The organism is Pseudoalteromonas sp. 2CM37A (assembly GCF_023161885.1).
GTDB lineage: Bacteria > Pseudomonadota > Gammaproteobacteria > Enterobacterales > Alteromonadaceae > Pseudoalteromonas > Pseudoalteromonas atlantica.
This window is the reverse complement of sequence record NZ_JALNTJ010000003.1, coordinates 392230-413306: the sequence shown is the minus strand read 5'-3', so window position 1 is coordinate 413306 and position 21077 is coordinate 392230. Positions and strand designations below refer to the sequence as shown.

The window sequence follows — 21077 nt, the reverse complement described above, 5'->3', positions numbered from 1 at the left end:
TGCGTAGAAAGCTTAAGGGGCTATTTTATATTGATCTCGGCCATTATTTTTAGCAACGTATAAAGCCATGTCTGCCCGCTTCATTACCTTGTCGAGGGGCTCGTTAGCGCTTTGCAGCGCCATACCAATACTTACGGTAAACTGTTTGACCTGTTTAACTTTAATATTGTGTGCAATGTCTATTAGTTGCCCACAAAATTCAGCCGCTTGGCTTATATTACCGGTAGGCAAATAGCCGCCAAACTCCTCACCGCCTAAACGAGCAAATACTGCATTATTAACAAATGCACTATTATACTTAGTAGCTAACTGCTGGAGCACTAAGTCACCTTCATCGTGTCCAAACTCATCATTAATAGCCTTAAAATGATCAATATCTATAATTAAAATAACGTAAGGCGTACTAGGGGCAGTTTTAACATGCCGATAAAAATAGCGTCTATTATGTACTTGTGTAAGATCGTCCGTTATCAACTCGTGCGCTAAACGGTTATGTATACTTTGTACAAAACGCATGGTCTTAAATAAGCCATAGGCGGTAAAAAGCATTCCCATGGTTCTGCATAAGTCTTCAAAATAAACACTCATCCAATAAGGCTGCACAACTAATTCATCTATTACATCAGCTGTTGTACCCATACTCCATAGCAATAAACCTAAAGTAGAAAACACGTACGCTTGTTTTGAAAGCTCAGAGCATTGCACTATCCAAAATAAAAATACGAGCACGATGAGATTGCAAAAATCGGTAGTAAAACCGTACACGTTATTTTGCACATCTAAAGGGGGGAAAGTATTTAAAGCATAAAGCGAGAAGGTAATGATATAAAGCAATAATGCTATACTTACCGCTTTATTTACCCAACTCATTTTATAAAAGTTTGACAATCTAACAGTAAGTTTTACAGTTTCAATCATATGCTGTAGTTATTTGGTGCGTTATTAACAAACTATAGCATATAAGAAAAAACCGTTATGAAAGTGTACCTTAAAGTATTTGTTGCTTTGGTCCTTTAGCATAAAAATGACCTGAGACTAAAGCCAAGTAATGCAAAAAAATACACAGCTCAACTATAGAACTGCAGCTTTGGTATCAAGCTGCAGTTATGGCGTAGTGTAGTTAACTTTAGAGTTTAAAAGCTATATTAGGGTGCTTATACCCCACAATGCCAATACTAAAATAGTAATAGCAATCATCGCTTTAGTTTTATGTTTACTGATTATTTGTTCAGCTTTATTACCTGCGTAATACACCACTATTGCTAATCCAAAATAGCGAATTGAACGAGCAATACCAGAAGCTAATAAAAACAAAGCTATAGAGTACTTTGTAGCGCCTGCAGCGAGCATCGCAATCTGAAACGGAATAGGCACAATTCCCAGCGTCATTACAAACCAAAACCCTTGATTTTGCATTTGCTGCTTTACATTTTCAAACTGCTCTTGGCTCGAAAACATTTCAATAACCCAGTCACCTATCGCGTCAAATAAATAATAACCCAGTGCATAACCAAATAAAGCACCAATCACGCACCCAACTGTAGCCATAAGCGCTATTAACCAAAGCTTTTCACGACGTGCTTGCATAAGAGGCACAAGCACTGCTTCAAGCGGAATAGGGACTATCGTAGATTCTAAAAACGACGCTACGGTAATGCCTGTTAGCATATGTTTAGAATCTATAAAGTGCCGTGTTTTTTCTTTTAGTTTTTTTTGAATAGCCATGTAAATCCTTTTTTGCTTGTGATGATAAGCCGTTGCTCAATGGGTCAATTCTTACATATTTACGTTAATACACGCTGAAAACAGTTAAAGATTTAACAGCCATATAACTGTTAACAAATTAGTAATATTCATAAGAATATTTTATTATGTGCCAATGCAGTTAAATACCTACCAAAGCAGTTAAAAATTTATGCAAAGTGCGCGTTTTATTCCCTTTAGAAAACAAGATATTGTTGATATGTGTAGTGATGAGTTAAATAACAGCTCTGAGCAAACATCGTTTAAACAATTTTGCGATTTATTAGCAAGCCTTATCCATTACGATTACCATTCAACACTTGAGTCGCTCAAAAATAATTACGCGCCCTTTGATCCCAATAGCGATACGCGATCTTTAGCGCTAGTATCAGCTGATCAAAAAGCGCAGTGCCAACGCGAATTTGCTAAAGATTTTGCTAAGGTACTTAATGCAGCTAACTTTGAAGTGATCACCCATCAAGACCTACAAGATGCACTCAACGAAGAATCCCTTTTTAAAGTACGCCTTGAGGTAGAGTTTGACGACTTTGAAGAAGTGGTTTTTTATCGCCGTGGCGAGTCGCAACTCACTGAAACCATAACCAGCTTTTGGGGCTTGCGTAAAAAGCCCCTGCACTTTACCAATTACAACCGCGTTGCGGTGTTTATTCGCTTTAAAGATAAAGCCTACTTTGAGGCTAAAAATAAAACGCCTTTAGGGTTTGAGCCAAGCTCTACCATAGTTAAGCTGTTTCAAAATGTACCTAAAGCTGACCTTGAAATGCTATTTCCAAATAGCGAAGTACGCATGCGCCCTATTGATAAAGTGATTATTGGCTCATCAGCTTTAGTAGGCGGTGCAGTGGTTTTAATTACAAAGCTTGGCGCATCTATTTTATTGTTATTTGCTTTGTTTGCTTTTTGGGGTGGCTTTAGAAGTGAGGCCGTAGAAATGACCCAACAACACTTTATTACCTTTGCTATTGGGATGGGGGTTTTTGGCAGCTTTATTTTTAAAGAGTGGAGTAAATTTAAAAACCGTAAAATTAAATTTATGAAAGCGCTAAGCGATAACCTCTACTTTAAAAATCTAGATAACAACGCCGGTGTTTTTCATACGCTTATTGACGCCGCCGAAGAAGAAGACATAAAAGAAGCCCTGCTGGCCTACACGTTTTTACTAAAATCAGAAAGTGGCCTAAGCGCACAAATGCTGGATGAGCAAATAGAGGCGTGGTTTAAAACAAAGTATAAATGCGAACTCGACTTTGAAATTAGCGATGCGCTTGAAAAGCTCACCCGGATGCGTTTAGTAACCTGCACTAACGATGTGTATAGCGCAATAAATTTAGATCATGCCAAAACTATTTTGGATGAGCGCTGGGATAACCTGTTTCAATATAATTAATCTGCAATGTTTACCTAACAACAAAAAAGCAGCTGTAATTACAGCTGCTTTTTACATTACTTAACAAGATGCAATTAGCTAAGCAGCTTGATGCCTAGTAAACTTTGCATGCACTAATTTATAAAGCGCAGGCAATATTAATAGCGTTAGTAGAGTTGATGAAATAATTCCACCAACCACAACCGTTGCCAGCGGCCTTTGTAGCTCAGCGCCGGTGCCTGTATTTAGCGCCATAGGAATAAACCCTAAACTCGCCACTAAAGCCGTCATAAGTACTGGTCGCACGCGCGAGAGCGCACCGGTTTGTATTGCATCTATCAAACTAAGCCCATCGGCTCTTAACTGTTTAATAAACGACAGCATAACCACACCATTTAATACCGCTACACCACTTAGCGCGATAAACCCCACACCTGCCGATATTGATAACGGCATATCACGTAAAAGCAACGCAAGCACGCCCCCACTAAGTGCAAGTGGTACGCCACTAAATATAATTAACGAATCACGCAGTGAATTAAACGCGCTATAAAGCAGGCCAAATATAAGTAATAAAGTAACCGGTACCACCAGCGATAGCCGCTTACTTGCCGATTCTAGTTGTTCAAACGTGCCGCCGTATTCAATCCAATAACCACTAGGTAAATTAAGCTGCGAATTTAAAGCGGCTTGCGCGTCGCTTACAAAGCTTGCTAAATCGCGCCCTTCTACATTTGCAGTTACGACAACATTACGCTTACCGCTTTCACGGTTTATTTGATTAGGCCCTTTATCAATACTAATTGTCGCTATTTCGCCAAGCGGTACAAACGCAAGGTCGGGATTAGCACTTTTTGGCACAGCCACAGGCAAACGCGCAAGCTGTGTTACATCGCTAGACCAACGCTCATCTAACCGCACTAATAACGAAAAACGTTTGTCGCCTTCATAAATTAGCCCAGTTTGCACACCACCTATAGCAGCACTTACACTTTGCTGTATATCGGTTACGGTTAAGCCTAGCAGCGCCATGTGGTCGCGAAGCGGCGTAACCGAAAGCGTTGGCAGGCCTTCCATTTGCTCAAGGCGTACATCGGTTGCACCAGTAATATTTTGTACCAAGGCTGTGGCTTTTTCACCGAACTGTTTTAATGTTGATAAATCATCGCCATAAATACGCACAGCCACATCGGCGCGCACGCCAGCAATTAGCTCGTTAAAGCGCATTTCTATTGGTTGGGTAAACTCATAGTTATTACCGGGTACTTCATTAACTAAATGACGAATTTGCTTAACCAGTTCTTCTTTAGGTAAAGCAGGATTTGGCCATTGATCGCGAGGTTTTAACATTAAAAAGGTGTCGGCAACGTTAGGCGGCATAGGATCGTTTGCTACATCGGGCGTACCAATTTTTGAAAATACTTTTGCCACCTCCGGCTTAGCTAAAATGGCTTGCTCTAGCTCTTTTTGCATTTTTACCGATTGCTCAATACCGGTGCCGGTAATGCGCAGCGCATGCATAGCGATATCGCCCTCATCAAGCTGCGGTAAAAATTCAGCCCCCATTTTTTTAACTTTAAAGCCTAGCGCAATTACAAGTACAGCCGCAATACTAACCATAACCCACGGTAGTTTTAGCGATAAACCAAGTAGCGGTTTATAACCTTTTTTAATACCGCGCATCACGGCATTTTCGCTCTCGCTTACTTTTCCTCGCACACATACTGCAATAGCAGCAGGTACAAAAGTTACTGCAAAAATAAGTGCGCCAACTAATGCAGCAACCACTGTAAACGCCATTGGCTGAAACATTTTGCCCTCAACACTACTTAATGCAAACAGCGGTAAATACACCAGCATAATAATTAAAATACCAAATACTGCTGGGCTGAACACTTCTTTAGTGGCGGCGGTTACCACATTTAAACGCTCGTTTAGTGTAAGTAGCCTGCCATGTTTATGCTGCGCAAGGCCAAGCTGCCTTAAACAGTTTTCAACCACAATTACTGCGCCATCAACAATTAAACCAAAATCGATTGCGCCTAAGCTCATTAAGTTACCCGACACTCTATTACCTACCATACCGGTAATGGCAAATAACATACTAAGCGGAATAACCATGGCCGTAATCAATGCGCCAGTTACGTTACCCAGTAGTAGCAGTAAAATAACAACCACCAACACCGCACCTTCAAACAGGTTCGTTTTTACAGTGTCTATGGTTTTATCAACAAGGGTTGTTCTGTCGTACACGGGCTCAACCACTACACCAGCTGGTAAGCTTAGCTGTACATCTTTGAGTTTATCTGCCATGGCTTTTGCCACTACGCGGCTGTTTTCACCAATGAGCATCATGGCGGTGCCAAGCACGGTTTCTTTACCATTATAAGTAGCGGCGCCGGTTCTGAGCTCTTTGCCTAAACGCACGTTCGCCACATCTTTTATGCGAACGGGTGCATCATCGCGCTTAGCAACCACGGTATTGGCTATATCATCAATGGTTTTTAATTGCCCTGGTGAGCGCACTAAATATTGCCCGTCAAAACGCTCTATAAACCCTGCACCTTGGTTACTATTATTTAATTTAAGTGCTGTAATAACATCACTTAGCGTGAGCTTATAAGCGAGTAGTTTTTCAGGCATGGGCGCTACTTGATACTGGCGCTCAAAACCTCCTTGGCTGTTTATTTCGGTAACGCCTTTTACTTTTAATAACTGCGGACGAATAACCCAATCTTGCAGGGTGCGTAAATCTTCTGCGTTAAATGGCGTACCATCGTCTTTTAATGCACCGTTATTTGCATGCACAGAGTAAGTAAAAATCTCCCCTAGCCCGCTGGCAATTGGCCCTAAGTTTGGTTCAATATTGGCTGGTAAATCTGATCTAATACTTTGAATGCGCTCTGATATTTGCTGGCGCGCCCAGTAAATATCGGTGCCTTCATTAAAAATAACGGTAACTTGCGAAAGCCCATAACGCGAAATTGAGCGGGTATAATCAAGCTTAGGAATACCCGCCATTGCAGTTTCAATTAAATACGTAATACGCTGCTCGGCTTCAAGCGGGGTAAAACCCGGCGCTTTGGTATTTATTTGCACTTGCACATTAGTTATATCGGGTACGGCATCAACGGCTAAATTTTGTGTGTTGTATACGCCAAACCCAGCAAATAAAAGTGTGAGTGCAAGCACCATCATTCGGCGCTTAACCGCAAACGAAACTATCCAGTTAATCATGTTGCCTCCTAGTGAGAGTGACTTGCGCCGCTTTTTAAAATATCGGCTTTAATTACGTAACTGTTCTCAGTTACGTACTCACTGGTTGGCGAAAGCCCTTCGAGCACTTCTACCCATTCGCTGTTTTTAGCACCGAGTTTTACTGGGCGTACTTCAAACACATTGCCACTTTTTATAAACACGCTAGGTTTGCCGTTAAATTCTTGAATAGCATTCGCTTTGACGCGTACAGCCGCATCTACTTTTGCAGTACTAATGTCGCTATTAACATGCATACCTGGTCGCCAATGGCCATCAGGGTTTTTAAGCTCGATTCGCGCACGTGCAATGTGCCCACCACTCATCATTGGGGCTATGTAAAACACCTCACCTTGGGCATTTAAATGATGATGTAAGTCATACACTGTAGCGCTTTGCCCTATGGCGAGCTTTTCGATGTTATCGGGAAAGGCCGACAGCTCAACCCATACGGTTTCAAGGTTTACTATTTGCATTAAAGCGCTACTGGCAAGCTCGCCGCGCTTTAAATATTGCTCGGTAATAACACCTGTAATTGGGCTTTTTATGGTGTAATTTTGTAGGGTTTCGCGGTTGGTTATGCTGGCAAGCTTCTCGCCTTTTTTAACGTTTTGACCAATGCTTACAAAAATATCGTTAACTAAGCCGATATAAGGCGCCATTACTTCAACGGTGCTCTGCGCAGTGGGTGCTATAAGACCAAATAGAGTATCGGTTAGCTCAACACTACCTGCTTTTGCAATGTCAGTTTTAATACCAGCGCGTTCAATTGCTTTCTCGCTTAGCGTTGTGCGCCCTTCTTCTTGCTCATAATGATAATTTATTTCAGCGCCTTTATAGCGAGCCATTACATCAAGCTTAAAAGAATGCGGCTCGTTTACGCTCACGGTACTTACTAAATAGTCATCTTCAGCTTTAAAGCGAATAAGCTTTGGCGCTTCACTTAAACGCTGCACGTTTATGGTTACCTCTAACTGGTTTATATCAACGGCTTTACCGTTCTTAAACCCATATATTCGCAGCTCGGTATTACCGGCAAACTGGGTTAATTTAAGCTCTAAATTAAGTGTGTTATTGGTTAGTAAAAAGCCGCCATGCGGGCCTTTTTGTGTGTGTTCGCCTTTATGGCCTTGTTCGTGACTATCATCATGACTTTCTTCGTGATTGTCATCAGATGCCATAGCCGTGCTACTTAAAAATGGGAGTGTAAGTAATTGCGTAATTAATAATGCGATAAGAGTTTTATTCATGATTGATGAGTCTCAATTAAAGGTTGGCCAGTTAAACGCTCAAGGGTAAGGAGCACTTGGTATAGCTCGCTATGCGTTATGATAAGTGCGCGTTTAGAATCAAATAAAGCTTGCTGTGCGTCGAGTAATTGCAATACCGATATTTGCCCTTGTTGATAGCTTTTTAAACTTTGCTTTATAAGCGTTTGCGCTTGTGGAATAACGCGCTGTGTTAAAAGCTGTGCTTGCGCCGCTTTACCTTGGTAATACGCATAGAGCGTGCGTATTTGCTTACGTAACTGTATACGTAATTGCCCTTGTTGTTCATTAAGTAGCGTAAGCTGATGCTGCGCAGCCTCAATATTACCGCCATTAGCGTTACTTAATTGCAGCGGCATTGAAAACGAAAACACTAACGAGCTGGCATCAGTTTGCTGGTTATATCGCACACCACCACCCAAGGTTAAATCACTTTGACCCGTTGATTTTTGCAGTGCTAAGTTGGCAGTTTGTTGCATGTATTGCTGCTGTAGTAGTGCAAATTCTGGTGCTGTATTTACCATATCAAGTAACGCTGCCTCACTTTTAATAGCAGCTATTTGTGATAAATCGCCCGCATAGTAATCACTCACTTGCTCCTCTTGCCAAAGCTCATTGAGTGCTAAGCGAGAGCGCTTAAATTCACTTTGTAGCATGGCCGTATTTAAATCTACTTGGCTTAATGCATAGCGCATGCGGGTTACATCAGCACTTGAGACCGCACCGGCTTTAGCGCGTTTTTCAATTGCGTTGAGTGCCTGCTTAACAGTGTTTTTACGCTCACTGTTTAGTGCAATTAACGCCTGAAATTTTAGTACTTGGTAATAACGCTCAGCGGTGGTTGCTAAAAGTGCTAACCGAGTATTTTTATACTCAATTGTTTGCGCTTTTATATTTGCAGTAGCGTAATTAATACGATTTTGGCGTTTATCGCCAAGCTCAATTAACTGGCTTAAAGCCAGCGTGTACTGCGCCCCCGAAAACGCATGAGAGCCATGAGTTCCTAAAAAGTTTTCAGCTTCAAAGCTCAGCTCAGGGTTAGGTGAAAGCGCGGCTTGGCTTTTAAGCGCGGTTAATATTTTTTGATGGTACGGGTAGCGTTTAAGCTGTAAGTTTTGCTGCTCAGTATTTTTAAGCGCTTGCTTTAGCGTTAATACGTTTTGAGGCTCGCTTTTTGCCAAAGCGCTCAGTGTTGGTAGTGCACACAGTAGCGCCACCAGCATAAGTAGTTTTTTGTTCATATAGCATATCCGTTTTAACAAACAGAGTTGGCTTAATCACTATGCCTATTTTAAAAACAAGCGCGATTAAGCAACCTAAATATGTACATAATTAGCCTTGTAGCGCACAGGCGCAGGCAGTTATATACAAAGTGTTTAAAATTAAAAGCTAGCTATAAAAATTGGGTGGCGGAACATCTGGTGGGTAATTTAAACCATTGTAACAAGCATTGTTTGTGGCTTGGCTTTGTTCAGGGCTTATTGAATGATTTATCGTACTGTAGTAACCACAGTGGCAATGCTGATGGGCATGAATTTCGGTAGGTGGTTGCGCGTCTTCATCGTCTGTACCGGCCACAGACTGAATGTGCGAAGCATGATCGACTTCTTCTTGTAAATGATACGCGGCAGCATCACAGCTAATAAAGCTGTGTACAAGCACAAGAAGTATCACGACTAAAAAGTAGTTTGAGCGCATCCATTACCTAATTAAATTTAAAGTAGGTTCCTATTTTACAAACTAGGAACAGCGGCATATTAAACCCGCGCGCGTCTTGAGGTCAATAAACAACGCGCAAAACCGTTGATAAAAGTTTACTGCCCTTCGTCTACACAACATTCGTTTTGTAAAAAACCAATTACATCGTCTAAGCGCTGGTACATAGCCACGCAATAAAGCGTGCGCCCTTCGCGCCTTTGGCTAATTAGCCCAGCGTTAACTAAGCCCGATATATGGTGCGAAAGTGTAGAGCCCGCCATGCTTAGCTCTTCTTGTATATTACCAACACTAATTCCAGTGTGCCCTGCTTTAACTACACGCTTATATATAGTTAAACGCGTAGGATGGCCTAATTCTTTTAATGCTTTTGCAACGTCGATAATTTCCATTACAACCTCGTAATTTCTAAATTATTAGAAATAATAACAATTTGAATCTTTAAATACAGCTTTATTAGCAAGTTACCTTAAAAGTTAAAAAATAAAACATTTAAAAACAAGGGTATAAAAATTACTTCTATACATCTAGAAATAAAGTATTGACGATATTGTTGCCCATCAATATACTTCCATAAAATTCGAAATATAACTTACTTAACGTAAGTTATACCTTGTGTACTTTGGAGTGCGTTATGAGTAATGAAATGCTAGCAATGGCAAAAGAGGCGTTAGGCATTTTTGCCTTTTTAGCTACAGAGTTAACTATTTTATTTATTGTTATTAGTTATTTAGTGGGTGTTTTACAGCTATTTATAACACCCGAAAAAATTCAATCTATTTTAAGTTCAAAAAACGGTAAGGGCTACGTTGTTGCTGCTTTATTGGGGGCTATTACACCATTTTGTTCGTGCTCAACCATTCCGTTTTTAAAAGGATTATTAAGAGCGAGAGCGGGCTTTGGCCCTATGATGGTATTTTTATTTGGCAGCCCGCTACTTAACCCGGTGATCATTGGGTTATTTGTAATGACCTTTGGCTGGCAGGTCGCTTTATTTTACTTTTTAGTGGCTATGGTGGTGTCGGTTGTAGCAGGCTATACCCTTGAAAAGCTAGGCTTTGAAAGGTATGTAAAACCAGATGCTTACAGCACAGAATCTACTAGTAGCTGCGCAAAACCAAGCTGTAGTGAGCCTAAAGAAGTTGAGCCAAGCTGTGCAACCACAAGCTGAGGCGAACCTAAAGCAATAGAGCCTACTAAAAAAGCGCAGCCTAATCGCTGGGTAAAAGTGTGGCATGCAACCTTTAAAGACTTTAAACAGGTGTTTCCGTACTTAATGCTAGGGGTAGCAATAGGCTCGTTTATTTATGGCTTTATTCCTACCGAGCTAATTGCTAAATATGCGGGCGATGGTATGTGGTATGCCATTCCTATTGCAGCCATTATTGGTATTCCACTTTATATTAGAGCCGAAGCCGTTATTCCGCTAAGTGCCGCATTGGTCAAAAAAGGCATGGCGCTTGGCTCGGTAATGGCATTAATAATTGGCAGCGCGGGCGCAAGCTTAACAGAAGTTATTTTGCTTAAATCAATTTTTAAAAACCAAATGATAGCCGCCTTTTTGTTTGTCATTATTACTATGGCTATTGGTGCAGGCTTTTTATACCAAGCTATTTTTTAAATGCTCATTTTTCTAAACTCAGTGGGTGACACGCCCACTGATTTTTTAAACCGTTTAGAAAAATTAAATATATTAGGATACCCCACATAAGCAGCAATATGGGCAACCGGCCAGCGGGTATTTAGTAGCAAGTTTTTAGCCCGTTTAATACGTAAGTAAATAAGCTGCTGCATTGGGCTTTTACCAAATTGCGCTTGGCATAACCTGTGTAAATGCGGTGCTGAGTAATGTACTTGTTCGCACATAGCCTCTATTGTCCAATCAAACTGCAGGCGTTCTTCTACCTCTAAAAACAAGCTGGTTAATCTGTTTTGCCCGCCTATTTGCGGCTCGCTTTGAAGCGTAGTATTTAAGTAGTGGCTTAAAATAGGCATTACGCCTTCGCGCAAAGTAGCGTTTGTCTCGCTGTATAAAAGCTCCATCGCTAAATGTAATGGCGCTAACTGCTGATTCGTTAATACTTTAGCCTGCGCTAAATTTAAATGTTGCCAACGCTTGGTGTTTGCAAGGTTTAGCCAAATCACATCCCATTTTTCGCTCGCTATTTTAACCTCAAAACTTTGCCTTGCAGGCAATATAGCTAAGCTATTTTCGGCAAGTGCATATTGGTTATTAATGGTTTTTAGCGTGCCCTGGCCAGCCAAGGTATAAAAAAGAGTGTGTTCAAGCGGGTTAGTACGCGCAACACAATAATCACCCAATAAATTTGAGCAACCTGCCAGCTCTATTTCAAGGCTTGGAATTTGCGAAAGCGTGTTTAAATCAATAAACCGCTCTGTACACTCTGGGCCAATATTGAGTACATCTACAATGGTGTTGCGCATAATTTAAAATAATAGTTTTGGATAAATAAAAGAGAGCTTTAAGCATAACCGCAACGCATTATTTTAGCTATATTTAAGCCACTATAATTGCCACACATGCAATAGGACACGAATGAACTCACTACAGCACATAATTAACCGCCGCGATTGGGAAAACCCTATTTCGGTGCAAGTTAATCAAGTAAAAGCGCACAGCCCACTTAATGGTTTTAAAAGCGTTGACCATGCCCGTACAAACACACAATCACAAAAACAAAGTTTAAACGGCCAGTGGGATTTTAAATTATTTGATAAGCCCGAAGCGGTTGATGAGTCATTGCTAAGTGAGGCACTCGCCAGCGACTGGCAAAGTATCCCAGTGCCTTCTAACTGGCAACTACACGGCTTTGATAAACCTATTTATTGTAATGTTAAATACCCCTTTGCAGTTAATCCGCCTTTTGTACCAAGCGATAACCCTACAGGCTGTTACCGCACTGAGTTTACTATTACGGCGGAGCAATTAGCTCAGCGTAATCATATTATTTTTGAAGGCGTTAACTCGGCGTTTCACCTTTGGTGTAACGGTCAATGGGTGGGCTACTCGCAAGATAGCCGCTTACCCAGCGAATTTGATTTAAGCGAGCTGTTAATTGCAGGTACTAATCGCATTGCGGTTATGGTTATTCGCTGGAGCGATGGCAGTTACTTAGAAGATCAAGACATGTGGTGGCTAAGTGGCATATTTCGCGATGTTAATTTACTTACTAAACCGCAACACCAAATACGCGATGTATTTATAACCCCCGATTTAGACGCCTGCTACCGCGATGCAGCGCTACATATAAAAACCGCAATAGATGCGCCAAATAACTACCAAGTAGCAGTACAGGTTTTTGATGGCGAACAAGCACTGTGTGAGCCACACATACAAAGAACTAACAATAAACGCGTTGATGAAAAAGGCGGTTGGAGTGATGTCGTATTTCAAACAATTGATATACAAAACCCTAAAAAATGGACCGCTGAAACCCCGACCTTATACCGCTGTGTTGTAAGCCTGTTAGATGAGCAAGGCAATACAGTAGACGCAGAAGCCTACAACATTGGCTTTAGAAAAGTAGAAATGCTTAAAGGGCAGCTTTGCTTAAACGGCAAGCCTCTGCTTATTCGCGGTGTTAACCGCCACGAACACCACCCCGAAAACGGCCACACGGTGAGTACCACCGACATGATTGAAGATATTAAGCTGATGAAGCAAAATAACTTTAATGCTGTACGTACCGCTCACTACCCTAACCACCCTCGTTTTTACGAGCTGTGTGACGAGCTAGGTTTATACGTAGTAGACGAAGCCAATATAGAAACTCACGGTATGTTTCCTATGGGTAGGCTTGCAAGCGATCCGCAGTGGGCTGGCGCATTTATGTCGCGCTATACGCAAATGGTTGAGCGCGATAAAAACCACGCCTCTATTATTATTTGGTCACTGGGTAACGAATGCGGGCACGGTGCCAACCACGATGCGATGTACGGCTGGTCTAAAAGCTTTGACCCATCGCGCCCAGTGCAATACGAAGGTGGCGGCGCAAATACCACAGCAACCGATATTATTTGCCCTATGTATGCCCGTGTAGATACCCATATTGCCGACGACGCCGTACCTAAATACTCTATAAAAAAATGGTTAAGCCTACCGGGTGAAACGCGTCCACTTATTTTATGCGAGTACGCCCATGCAATGGGTAACAGCCTAGGTAGCTTTGACGATTACTGGCAAGCATTTAGAGAATACCCGCGTTTGCAAGGCGGCTTTATTTGGGATTGGGTAGACCAAGGTTTATCTAAAACAGATAAAAACGGTAAGCATTACTGGGCTTACGGTGGCGACTTTGGTGATGAGCTAAACGACCGCCAATTTTGTATAAACGGCTTATTATTTCCAGACCGAACACCGCACCCAAGCTTGTTTGAAGCTAAATACAGCCAGCAGCATTTACAATTTACACTGCGAGAGCAAACTCAAAACCAATACACCGTTGATGTATTTAGTGATTATGTATTTAGAGCAACCGATAACGAAAAACTGGTTTGGCAGTTAATAGAAAATGGCCAATGTGTAGAGCAAGGCGAGCAAGTTATTAATATTGCTCCGCAAAGCACGCAAACGCTAACGATTAATACAAAATTGGTGTTTAAAGCAGGTGCGCAATATCACCTTAATTTAGATGTTGCATTGATTAACGACTCAAGCTTTGCAAATGCCGAGCATGTATTAAACACCGAGCAATTTAAGCTTATAAATAGCCAAAGTTTAAGCGCTGATGCATTTTCGTCTGCTTTAGCAAACGCCTCAACGCACGGCGCACTAAATATAAGCGAAACCAATACACAGCTAAGTATTGAAGGCGATACCTTTAAACTTGTGTTTAATAGCCAATCAGGCCTTATTGAGCAATGGCTGCACAATCAAACCCAAGTTATTAAAAGCCCATTGGTTGATAATTTTTACCGCGCCCCGCTTGATAACGACATAGGCGTTAGCGAAGTAGACAACCTAGACCCTAACGCATGGGAAGCACGCTGGTTAAGAGCAGGTATTGGGCAGTGGCAGCGTACATGCCGCTCGTTTGAAGTAGTGCAATCAACCTTAGATATACGTATTACCTGTGTATTTAGTTATGAATTTAATGGCGCAGTACAAGCAAAAACAACTTGGCTTTATACACTTAATAATACCGGTGAAATTAACTTAAATGTTGATGTACAACTAAACGATACTCTCCCACCCATGCCACGCATAGGGTTAAGCACAACGCTTAATAAACCAAGCGATACACAAGTAAATTGGCTTGGTTTAGGCCCATTTGAAAACTACCCAGATCGTAAAGCGGCTGCGCGCTTAGGGTATTACAGCGCACAATATAATGAGCTATATACTCCGTATATATTCCCAACCGATAATGGCGTACGTAGTGATTGCCAATTACTAAGCATTAGTAATTTAACCGTAACTGGTGCGTTTTTGTTTGCCGCCAGTGAGTACTCACAAAGCATGTTAACGCAAGCAAAGCACACCAATGAGCTAGTAGCTGATGATTGCTTACATGTACATATTGACCATCAACATATGGGGGTTGGCGGCGATGACTCGTGGAGCCCAAGTACCCATAAAGAGTATTTACTAGAGCAAAAGCAATATAACTACTCTTTAAAATTTAGTGCTAAATAAAACAGCGCTTAACCCATACAAAAATAGCGGCTAATTTAGCCGCTATTTTTTAATACCGAATTGTTATTTACTACTACTGAGGCAGCGATTTATTCGCTAACTTTTTAGCAATTACGTTATCAACCGATAAGCTACCTGCACCTTGTATAGCCAGTGCAGCCGTGGCAACTAACAAAGTAAGTGCGAACTCATAGCCGTTGTTTGCTATAAATAAACCATGACTAATGTGCACGCTAAATATCGCAATCAGCATAGTAAACGCCGTAACTACAGCTGCTGGGCGCGTTAATAAACCAATAGCTAAGGCAATACCGCCAAAAAATTCAGCGCTGCCTGCCATCATTGCAAGCCAGTAGCCAGGCTCAAGGCCAATGCTTGCCATCCACTGTCCTGTGCCTTCAAGGCCGTAGCCGCCAAACCAAGCAAATAATTTTTGTGCACCGTGCGCTGCTAAAATTAAACCAACGGGTACACGTAAAATAAGTGCTGCCATGCCTGCGTTAGAGCTTAATAATGAGTGTAAGTATTTCATAGTGTGATCCTGTTTTATTGTTAATAAGGCTAGTAACCAATGAGTACAGTTTACTATCATCATTTAAAACAATTAATACGAATATTATTGCCAAATTATCAACATGGTGTTTTTAATTACTTAACTAAGTTGCGCCTATTTTGTACTTAGCGGGCATAAACACCTCAGGAGCTAATTTAATAGCGCACTTTTAAGCGTTATTAAACAGTAAACTAATAGCTAAATAGTCCGGCTCTGCTAGTATAAAAAAAGTAGTAAAAATTGGATCCGCTTATGAGCTATAAAGGTAATAGATTGACGTTTTTCCCACCTAAAAATAAGGGGGCGTTCTTTTTTGTTTTCATTACTTTGCTCGCGTTATTTATTACTTTTGATTCTCATGCTGCCGATACATGTAAAATAAAGCACTTAAACTCACCCACACCTGCCTCTGTGCTAAAGGTAAATACTCCTTCTGAACTCACTGCTCAACGCGGTGTTAATCAATACCAAATAAGTTGCTCTGTTAAAAACGGTGGCGTACTAAGCTTTTTACGCCCGGGGTTAGATAGCTTTACTTGGCAGCAAAACAACACTGTAAAAGCGCCCTTAAAAGCAGGGCAAGTAGCCTACTTAATGGACTCGGGGGCTTTTACAGCCACAATAACATTAGAATCAAAGCTTAATTACACACCGCGGTTTAAATGGCAGCCAACTCACATTTATTTTAAAAAAGCGCAGCAACATTCGCTGATTATGGGCTCATTTTATGGGTTGTGCATTACGCTTATTTTTTATGTATTAATAATGGGGCATAGACTTAACGAAAGTGTATTTAAGCTCTACAGCATTTACATTTTTTGTATTGGCAGCTTTATTTTACTCCAAGAAGGGCAACTGTATTTATTTGTAACGCAGCATGTCTCTGGCGTTATTTTTAACTTATACCTACTTAGCATTGGCTTAACCGTACTAAGTGCCACGTGGTTTATGCTTGCGTTGCTCGAGACTAATAAACGCTGGCCTAAATTAACTAAGCTGCTCAAAACATTGGCCTGTACTGTAATGCTATGCGCGGTACTTAAAATGCTCGTTACCGACCTGTTATTTTGGACAATAGCAGGGCATATAATGGCTTATTCTTCGCTGTTTATTGTGGCTGTTATTTTTACTTTAGCAGCCATGCAAGCCCTCAAAGGTGTACGCGAGGCAACACTCGTATTTGTAGCGCTTAGCTTTGTATTAGTAAGTATGATTTTTAGGGTGCTGCTTATTAACCAAAGCCCGTTTATGCAGCGTTATGGGTTTGTGTTAGCGTTTGCGGTTGAATCATTTTTATTAGCTGTTGCGGTTTCAAGGCGCATAAGCCGAATGCGAATTGCACAAAAGCGCGCCGAAACCGAAGCAGACTACGACCCCCTTTGTGGTATTTTAAACCGCAGGGGCTGGGCTAAAAAATCATCCGCGCTTATCAATATGCACGCCAAAAAAGGCGGCGTATTATGTTTGATGTATATAGATTTAGACGACTTTAAACAAATAAACGACAGCTACGGCCATGCTGTAGGCGATGACGCTTTATGCAACGTTGCCCGTTGCTTAAAAAGCAGTGTTCGCAGCAGCGATGCTGTAGGGCGCTTAGGCGGTGATGAATTTGTCGTACTTGCACATTTTTATACTAATGCGCAGGTAAATCCTAAAACTCATCATTTAAAAACCGCCTTAAATAGGCTCACAATAAATCACAACAACGACCCTATAGCCATTAAAGCAAGTATGGGTACTACCGTATTTAGTGAACCGCCCCACTCTATTGATGAAATTTTAAAAGCGGGCGACACCGCCATGTACCACGAAAAAATACAACGAAAGGTTAAACCGCTCACGTTAGTAGATGGCTAAATTTAAGCAATACTGCTTATTGCTATTAAACCGTAGCCGGCTTGGCAAATTGTTTACGGTTTACATAGTGGCTCATAATAATGGTAAATAAAGTTGAGCACACTGCAGCCGCTGCATATACCTGCCAAATCACAAATTCAAACTTAAGCGCGAGTGCAATCACAGCAAAAAACACACAGCCCCCTAACGAGCCAATAATGCCGCCGTTAAGCACCTTATACGCCGAGTATTTTTTATCACTTGCATGCGCAATACTGCCCATAACCGCCAAAATTACCGGAAAAGTAGAAAGTAACCCGCTCCACATTGACCCTATTTTTGCCGATATAAACGTAACTAACATAATAAAGCAGCTGACCAATAACATTTTTAGCGGCAGCTCCCACGCAGCGGTAAAAGGTTTGGCATCGGGCGCAAATTTTAACTTACTCGATGCCAGCGCAAGCACCAATAAAGTACTAAGCGAAAGCACCGATGCAAAGGCAATATTAACCGGCAATAACAAGGTAAATGCACTAAAAGCGCACCATAGTGTTAATGCCGCAAACAGCGCTTTAACCACCCCATATTTTGCAAGCATGGCAGCATAACAAAAACAAAATAAGCCTATACCGCTCATGCCATATAGCGACGCCACAGCCGAGTTACTCGCAAATAACTTACCTTGCTCAAGCGCAATAAAATACGAAATAGGGCCCGATGTAATAGGTAAGCCCGGAATAATACCGCTCACAAAGCTGCCAAAGCGTTTTTGAGCAAAGTGAATAAATAATAAAAGTAATGGCGCAATGGTGAGTTTTAACAGCAACATAAATAACTATAAAGTATGAGAGTTGCGCGTTAGTCTACGTTTAAAATTCCGTACTGTAGAGTGAATAAATATCACTCATACGGTGTAATTATTTTCATCTATAGGTACAAAAAAGGCCACTACAAAAGTGGCCTATTCTTTAATAAATATTGCTTACGTTTTTTTAAATAAAACCTCAGGGTTTACCATGGTTTTCATTTCAAGCACGTTGCCGTTTGGATCTTCAATAAAAAAGGTTTCTTGTTCAAACTCATCACCAACAAAACGACGATACGGTTTATCTAGGTATTCAAGCCCCGCATCTTCTATACGTTTTTTTAAACCGTTAAATTCATCTTCTGATAAATGAATACCAAAATGCGGTACCGCCACTGCGCCCATATCTACATCGTGGCGAACAGTGGGTAAGCGCTCTTCGCTTTGGTGTAAGGTGAGCTCATTACCCCAAAAGTCTATGTCTACCCAGCGCCCTTCTTCGCTGTTCCCTGTTTTACAGCCAAGCACATCACAGTAAAACGTTTTCGCTACTTTTAAATCGCCAGCGGGTATAGCCAAGTGCAAACAGTTAGACATAAATTACCTTTAATCTTTTAAATTTGTATATTAATAACCTCTATTATACATAAAATATAATTTATGAAACATTAACAGCCACAAATAAGCATAGTTAATACCAACCCAGCTTAAAAAGTAGCCTTAATAACATTTAACGCTAACACCCACATTTTATTTATTAGAGATAGTTAGAAAGCGTAAAAGGATTAGTTTAAAATGCGCTGCTATGATTAAATTCTTATTTTTAAAGTTTATAACCTTCTTTTTAGGCTTTGTAGCCTGCTTTGCCATGCACACAACTTTTGCATTGCCTTTAGTTATTTCGGCGGCGCTTACAGGGCTAATTGGCTCGTTTATTCCTTTTCCTACTCGGTTTAAAAATCATCCCTATGCGGCTATTTACGCAGGTAGTTTTGCCGGTATGTGCTCTACACACTTAATTACAAGTTATTGGGAAATAGCCATAATTTCTGTTATTGGCGCCAGTTTATATGTGCTTACCATAAATATGTTTACCGGATTTGGCGGTAAGCTAGGTAGTGTTGCCTTTGCAAGCGTGGCTTTATTTATGTTGGCCAAAGGAATGGTTTTATGAATTTAGAATACCCATTTATAGCCTTACTAGGTGCGTTTTTAACGTTTTACTTAGCCAAACATAATCGTTTTGACGGCATACGTGCATCGGCCTCACTTTCTATCATTGCTTTTTTACTATTAAGTGCTTTAAACCTAAACCCCGACTTATACTCAGTCGTGTTTTTTGGCGGCACATTTATAGGCATGAGCGCCCCACACCGATTTGGTATTTATACCGTGGCCAGCTCATCTATTTTATTTTCGTTTTTATTTGAATACCTGGTACCAAAGCTTGATGGTTATGGCGGTGCGTTAGGTGTGAGTGCGTTTTTATCTATTTGTATTTGCCACATGTTTATTTTACTCGGAGCGCCAAGAAGTAAAAAGCCACTTGGCTAAATCACTCGTTTTTAACCTTAACGCTACTGGTTGGGTAGCCAAATAGCACTTTGCATTTAGCTTTTAATCCTTTCGCCGTATAGGTACTTTTTAATAAATGAGCCCACTGATGAAACGTTATTATTAGTGGGTTATTACTATTTAGCTGCCCTACTATGCCGTATTTACAGGGCTGGTTTTTGTCTTCTTCTACAAAGGTGCCAAACAACTTATCCCAAATAATAAGTACACCGGCAAAGTTTTTATCAAGGTAGCGTTTATTAATTGCATGATGAACCCTGTGGTGCGATGGCGTATTAAATACGCTTTCAAACCAGCCTAACTTAGCCACTATTTGCGTGTGCACAAAAAATTGATACGCCAAATTAAGTGCCACTACGCTAAATACGGTTAAAGGGTCAAAGCCTAGTAGTATCATAGGTAGCCAAAATACCCACATGCCGGCTACTGGGTACATTATGCTTTGCCTAAACGCAGTGGTAAAATTCATTTTAGTGGAGCTGTGGTGAACCACATGCGCAGCCCACAACCAATGAATATGATGCGACGCACGATGAAACCAATAGTACAAAAAATCTTGCAGTAAAAATGCAAAAGCAACGCTTAATACACTTAGCTTTATATCAAATAAGCGGTACTCGTAAAGCATGTAAAAAAATGGCATAAGTAGCAGCAGTGCCATTGCATCTGCGCCTTGGTGCAACAAGGCTAAAACGGTGTTTGCTAGGCTGTCTTTTATATTGTAATAGCGCTTAAATTTTACAAATTCAAAGCATACAAACACTAAAAACACAGGGCTTAGGACAAGTAAAATAATTTCTGAGTTCATACTTTGCCCACCATAAAGTAATGCTGCAGTTTATTTAATGCCTGGGTTATATCTTTACTAATTAAGTGTTTTAGCAAAGCATTTGGCAGCCACCACGGCGCTTTGCAGCGTATACAATAATTAAGCTCGGTAGTGTTACTTTTAGCGCCTGTATTAGCAACTAAATAAATATCACCTTGATGGTTTGCCACAGGCTTATTACCTACTATTTGGTAGCAAATGTGGCTGGGGTTAGCCATTATTATACGCTCATTAAACGTGGCATTTGCCATTTTTACTTGCCTAATGGCGCCTTTACCGCCTTTTAGCTCACCGCTATTTGCTGTTTTTATTAGCTCAAACTTGGCATTAAAAAAGCGATCTAACTGCTGATGATCCAGCAAGGTGGTTATTATTTGCAAAGGATCTGCATTAAGCGTTTGTTTTATTGATATAAAGATCATTGTTTACAGCGAAGATAATTACTCAT

At 40.9% G+C, this 21077-nt stretch carries 18 protein-coding genes and 1 pseudogene; 6 read left to right on the top strand and 13 right to left on the bottom strand.

The genetic code is table 11. The annotated features are described in order from the left end of the window. Nucleotides 1-12 precede the first annotated feature (12 nt). Entirely contained in the window at nt 13-870 is an 858-nt protein-coding gene (locus MTF68_RS09240; RefSeq protein ID WP_248462299.1) for a GGDEF domain-containing protein, read from the bottom strand. Nucleotides 871-1140: 270 nt separating this feature from the next. After that, entirely contained in the window at nt 1141-1725 is a 585-nt protein-coding gene (locus tag MTF68_RS09235) for a VTT domain-containing protein (RefSeq protein ID WP_248462298.1), read from the bottom strand. Between the two features lie 190 nt (nt 1726-1915). Here MTF68_RS09235 and MTF68_RS09230 point away from each other — a divergent pair, with 190 nt between their 5' ends. Further along, a complete protein-coding gene (locus MTF68_RS09230) occupies nt 1916-3151 on the top strand; it encodes a TMEM143 family protein (protein ID WP_248462297.1) in 1236 nt (411 codons plus the stop codon). A gap of 78 nt (nt 3152-3229) precedes the next feature. Here MTF68_RS09230 and MTF68_RS09225 read toward each other — a convergent pair whose 3' ends face one another. From MTF68_RS09225 to MTF68_RS09205, 5 genes are all read right to left on the bottom strand, one after another. Next, complete coding sequence (locus MTF68_RS09225; protein WP_248462296.1) at nt 3230-6367, bottom strand: CusA/CzcA family heavy metal efflux RND transporter; 3138 nt, start codon at nt 6365-6367, stop codon at nt 3230-3232. An 8-nt stretch (nt 6368-6375) separates the two neighbouring features. After that, nucleotides 6376-7635, bottom strand: coding sequence for an efflux RND transporter periplasmic adaptor subunit (locus tag MTF68_RS09220; protein WP_248462295.1), 1260 nt, complete (start codon nt 7633-7635; stop codon nt 6376-6378). Further along, entirely contained in the window at nt 7632-8894 is a 1263-nt protein-coding gene (locus tag MTF68_RS09215; protein ID WP_248462294.1) for a TolC family protein, read from the bottom strand. Before MTF68_RS09215 ends, MTF68_RS09220 begins: the two co-directional genes overlap by 4 nt. A 148-nt stretch (nt 8895-9042) precedes the next feature. Next, nucleotides 9043-9351 (bottom strand): hypothetical protein, encoded by a 309-nt coding sequence (locus MTF68_RS09210; protein WP_248462293.1) that lies wholly within the window; start codon nt 9349-9351, stop codon nt 9043-9045. Between the two features lie 116 nt (nt 9352-9467). Next, on the bottom strand, nt 9468-9761 hold the full coding sequence (locus MTF68_RS09205) for a metalloregulator ArsR/SmtB family transcription factor (RefSeq protein WP_024033207.1): 294 nt from the start codon (nt 9759-9761) through the stop codon (nt 9468-9470). A 242-nt stretch (nt 9762-10003) separates the two neighbouring features. Between MTF68_RS09205 and MTF68_RS09200 the strand changes: the two are divergent. After that, nucleotides 10004-10990 (top strand): annotated as a pseudogene (locus MTF68_RS09200) (permease). On the opposite strand, the gene MTF68_RS09195 reads toward MTF68_RS09200, so the two are convergent. Beyond that, entirely contained in the window at nt 10987-11814 is an 828-nt protein-coding gene (locus MTF68_RS09195; RefSeq protein ID WP_248462292.1) for an AraC family transcriptional regulator, read from the bottom strand. The pseudogene MTF68_RS09200 and the gene MTF68_RS09195 sit on opposite strands and share 4 nt — an antisense overlap. Before the next feature lie 112 nt (nt 11815-11926). On the opposite strand from MTF68_RS09195, the gene MTF68_RS09190 reads away from it, so the two are divergent. Then, complete coding sequence (locus tag MTF68_RS09190; protein WP_248462291.1) at nt 11927-15025, top strand: beta-galactosidase; 3099 nt, start codon at nt 11927-11929, stop codon at nt 15023-15025. A 73-nt stretch (nt 15026-15098) separates the two neighbouring features. Here the strand turns inward: MTF68_RS09190 and MTF68_RS09185 are convergent, their stop codons facing one another. Continuing rightward, complete coding sequence (locus MTF68_RS09185; RefSeq protein WP_248462290.1) at nt 15099-15557, bottom strand: DoxX family protein; 459 nt, start codon at nt 15555-15557, stop codon at nt 15099-15101. A gap of 294 nt (nt 15558-15851) precedes the next feature. Between MTF68_RS09185 and MTF68_RS09180 the strand changes: the two genes are divergently transcribed. Continuing rightward, nucleotides 15852-17438: a diguanylate cyclase gene (locus MTF68_RS09180; protein ID WP_248462289.1), complete on the top strand. Its 1587-nt coding sequence runs from the start codon at nt 15852-15854 to the stop codon at nt 17436-17438. Nucleotides 17439-17463: 25 nt separating this feature from the next. Here the strand turns inward: MTF68_RS09180 and MTF68_RS09175 are convergent, their stop codons facing one another. Then, nucleotides 17464-18249, bottom strand: a complete 786-nt coding sequence (locus MTF68_RS09175; RefSeq protein ID WP_235576562.1) for a hypothetical protein — start codon at nt 18247-18249, stop codon at nt 17464-17466. 153 nt (nt 18250-18402) lie between these two features. Beyond that, the gene (locus MTF68_RS09170; protein WP_248462288.1) at nt 18403-18822 is read right to left on the bottom strand and encodes a VOC family protein; all 420 of its coding nucleotides are present in this window, start codon (nt 18820-18822) and stop codon (nt 18403-18405) included. 271 nt (nt 18823-19093) lie between these two features. On the opposite strand from MTF68_RS09170, the gene MTF68_RS09165 reads away from it, so the two are divergent. Together MTF68_RS09165 and MTF68_RS09160 are read left to right on the top strand one after the other, a co-directional pair. Next, on the top strand, nt 19094-19399 hold the full coding sequence (locus tag MTF68_RS09165; RefSeq protein WP_054982840.1) for a hypothetical protein: 306 nt from the start codon (nt 19094-19096) through the stop codon (nt 19397-19399). Further along, a complete protein-coding gene (locus MTF68_RS09160) occupies nt 19396-19779 on the top strand; it encodes a hypothetical protein (protein ID WP_248462287.1) in 384 nt (127 codons plus the stop codon). The genes MTF68_RS09165 and MTF68_RS09160 overlap by 4 nt, the downstream gene beginning before the upstream one ends. A 1-nt stretch (nt 19780) precedes the next feature. Here the strand turns inward: MTF68_RS09160 and MTF68_RS09155 are convergent, their stop codons facing one another. Then, nucleotides 19781-20608 carry a sterol desaturase family protein gene (locus tag MTF68_RS09155; protein WP_248462286.1) on the bottom strand — a complete coding sequence of 276 codons (828 nt, stop codon included), beginning with the start codon at nt 20606-20608 and terminating at the stop codon, nt 19781-19783. Then, complete coding sequence (locus tag MTF68_RS09150) at nt 20605-21051, bottom strand: SRPBCC family protein (RefSeq protein ID WP_248462285.1); 447 nt, start codon at nt 21049-21051, stop codon at nt 20605-20607. Before MTF68_RS09150 ends, MTF68_RS09155 begins: the two co-directional genes overlap by 4 nt. Nucleotides 21052-21077: the final 26 nt, after the last annotated feature.

Excerpts from the sequence above, each read along its gene's own strand:
- MTF68_RS09240 (WP_248462299.1), bottom strand. The coding sequence starts at position 870 with ATGAGTTGGGTAAATAAAGCGGTAAGTATAGCATTATTGCTTTATATC.
- MTF68_RS09235 (WP_248462298.1), bottom strand. The coding sequence starts at position 1,725 with ATGGCTATTCAAAAAAAACTAAAAGAAAAAACACGGCACTTTATAGAT.
- MTF68_RS09230 (WP_248462297.1), top strand. The coding sequence starts at position 1,916 with ATGCAAAGTGCGCGTTTTATTCCCTTTAGAAAACAAGATATTGTTGAT.
- MTF68_RS09225 (WP_248462296.1), bottom strand. The coding sequence starts at position 6,367 with ATGATTAACTGGATAGTTTCGTTTGCGGTTAAGCGCCGAATGATGGTG.
- MTF68_RS09220 (WP_248462295.1), bottom strand. The coding sequence starts at position 7,635 with ATGAATAAAACTCTTATCGCATTATTAATTACGCAATTACTTACACTC.
- MTF68_RS09215 (WP_248462294.1), bottom strand. The coding sequence starts at position 8,894 with ATGAACAAAAAACTACTTATGCTGGTGGCGCTACTGTGTGCACTACCA.
- MTF68_RS09210 (WP_248462293.1), bottom strand. The coding sequence starts at position 9,351 with ATGCGCTCAAACTACTTTTTAGTCGTGATACTTCTTGTGCTTGTACAC.
- MTF68_RS09205 (WP_024033207.1), bottom strand. The coding sequence starts at position 9,761 with ATGGAAATTATCGACGTTGCAAAAGCATTAAAAGAATTAGGCCATCCT.
- MTF68_RS09195 (WP_248462292.1), bottom strand. The coding sequence starts at position 11,814 with ATGCGCAACACCATTGTAGATGTACTCAATATTGGCCCAGAGTGTACA.
- MTF68_RS09190 (WP_248462291.1), top strand. The coding sequence starts at position 11,927 with ATGAACTCACTACAGCACATAATTAACCGCCGCGATTGGGAAAACCCT.
- MTF68_RS09185 (WP_248462290.1), bottom strand. The coding sequence starts at position 15,557 with ATGAAATACTTACACTCATTATTAAGCTCTAACGCAGGCATGGCAGCA.
- MTF68_RS09175 (WP_235576562.1), bottom strand. The coding sequence starts at position 18,249 with ATGTTGCTGTTAAAACTCACCATTGCGCCATTACTTTTATTATTTATT.
- MTF68_RS09170 (WP_248462288.1), bottom strand. The coding sequence starts at position 18,822 with ATGTCTAACTGTTTGCACTTGGCTATACCCGCTGGCGATTTAAAAGTA.
- MTF68_RS09165 (WP_054982840.1), top strand. The coding sequence starts at position 19,094 with ATGCACACAACTTTTGCATTGCCTTTAGTTATTTCGGCGGCGCTTACA.
- MTF68_RS09160 (WP_248462287.1), top strand. The coding sequence starts at position 19,396 with ATGAATTTAGAATACCCATTTATAGCCTTACTAGGTGCGTTTTTAACG.
- MTF68_RS09155 (WP_248462286.1), bottom strand. The coding sequence starts at position 20,608 with ATGAACTCAGAAATTATTTTACTTGTCCTAAGCCCTGTGTTTTTAGTG.
- MTF68_RS09150 (WP_248462285.1), bottom strand. The coding sequence starts at position 21,051 with ATGATCTTTATATCAATAAAACAAACGCTTAATGCAGATCCTTTGCAA.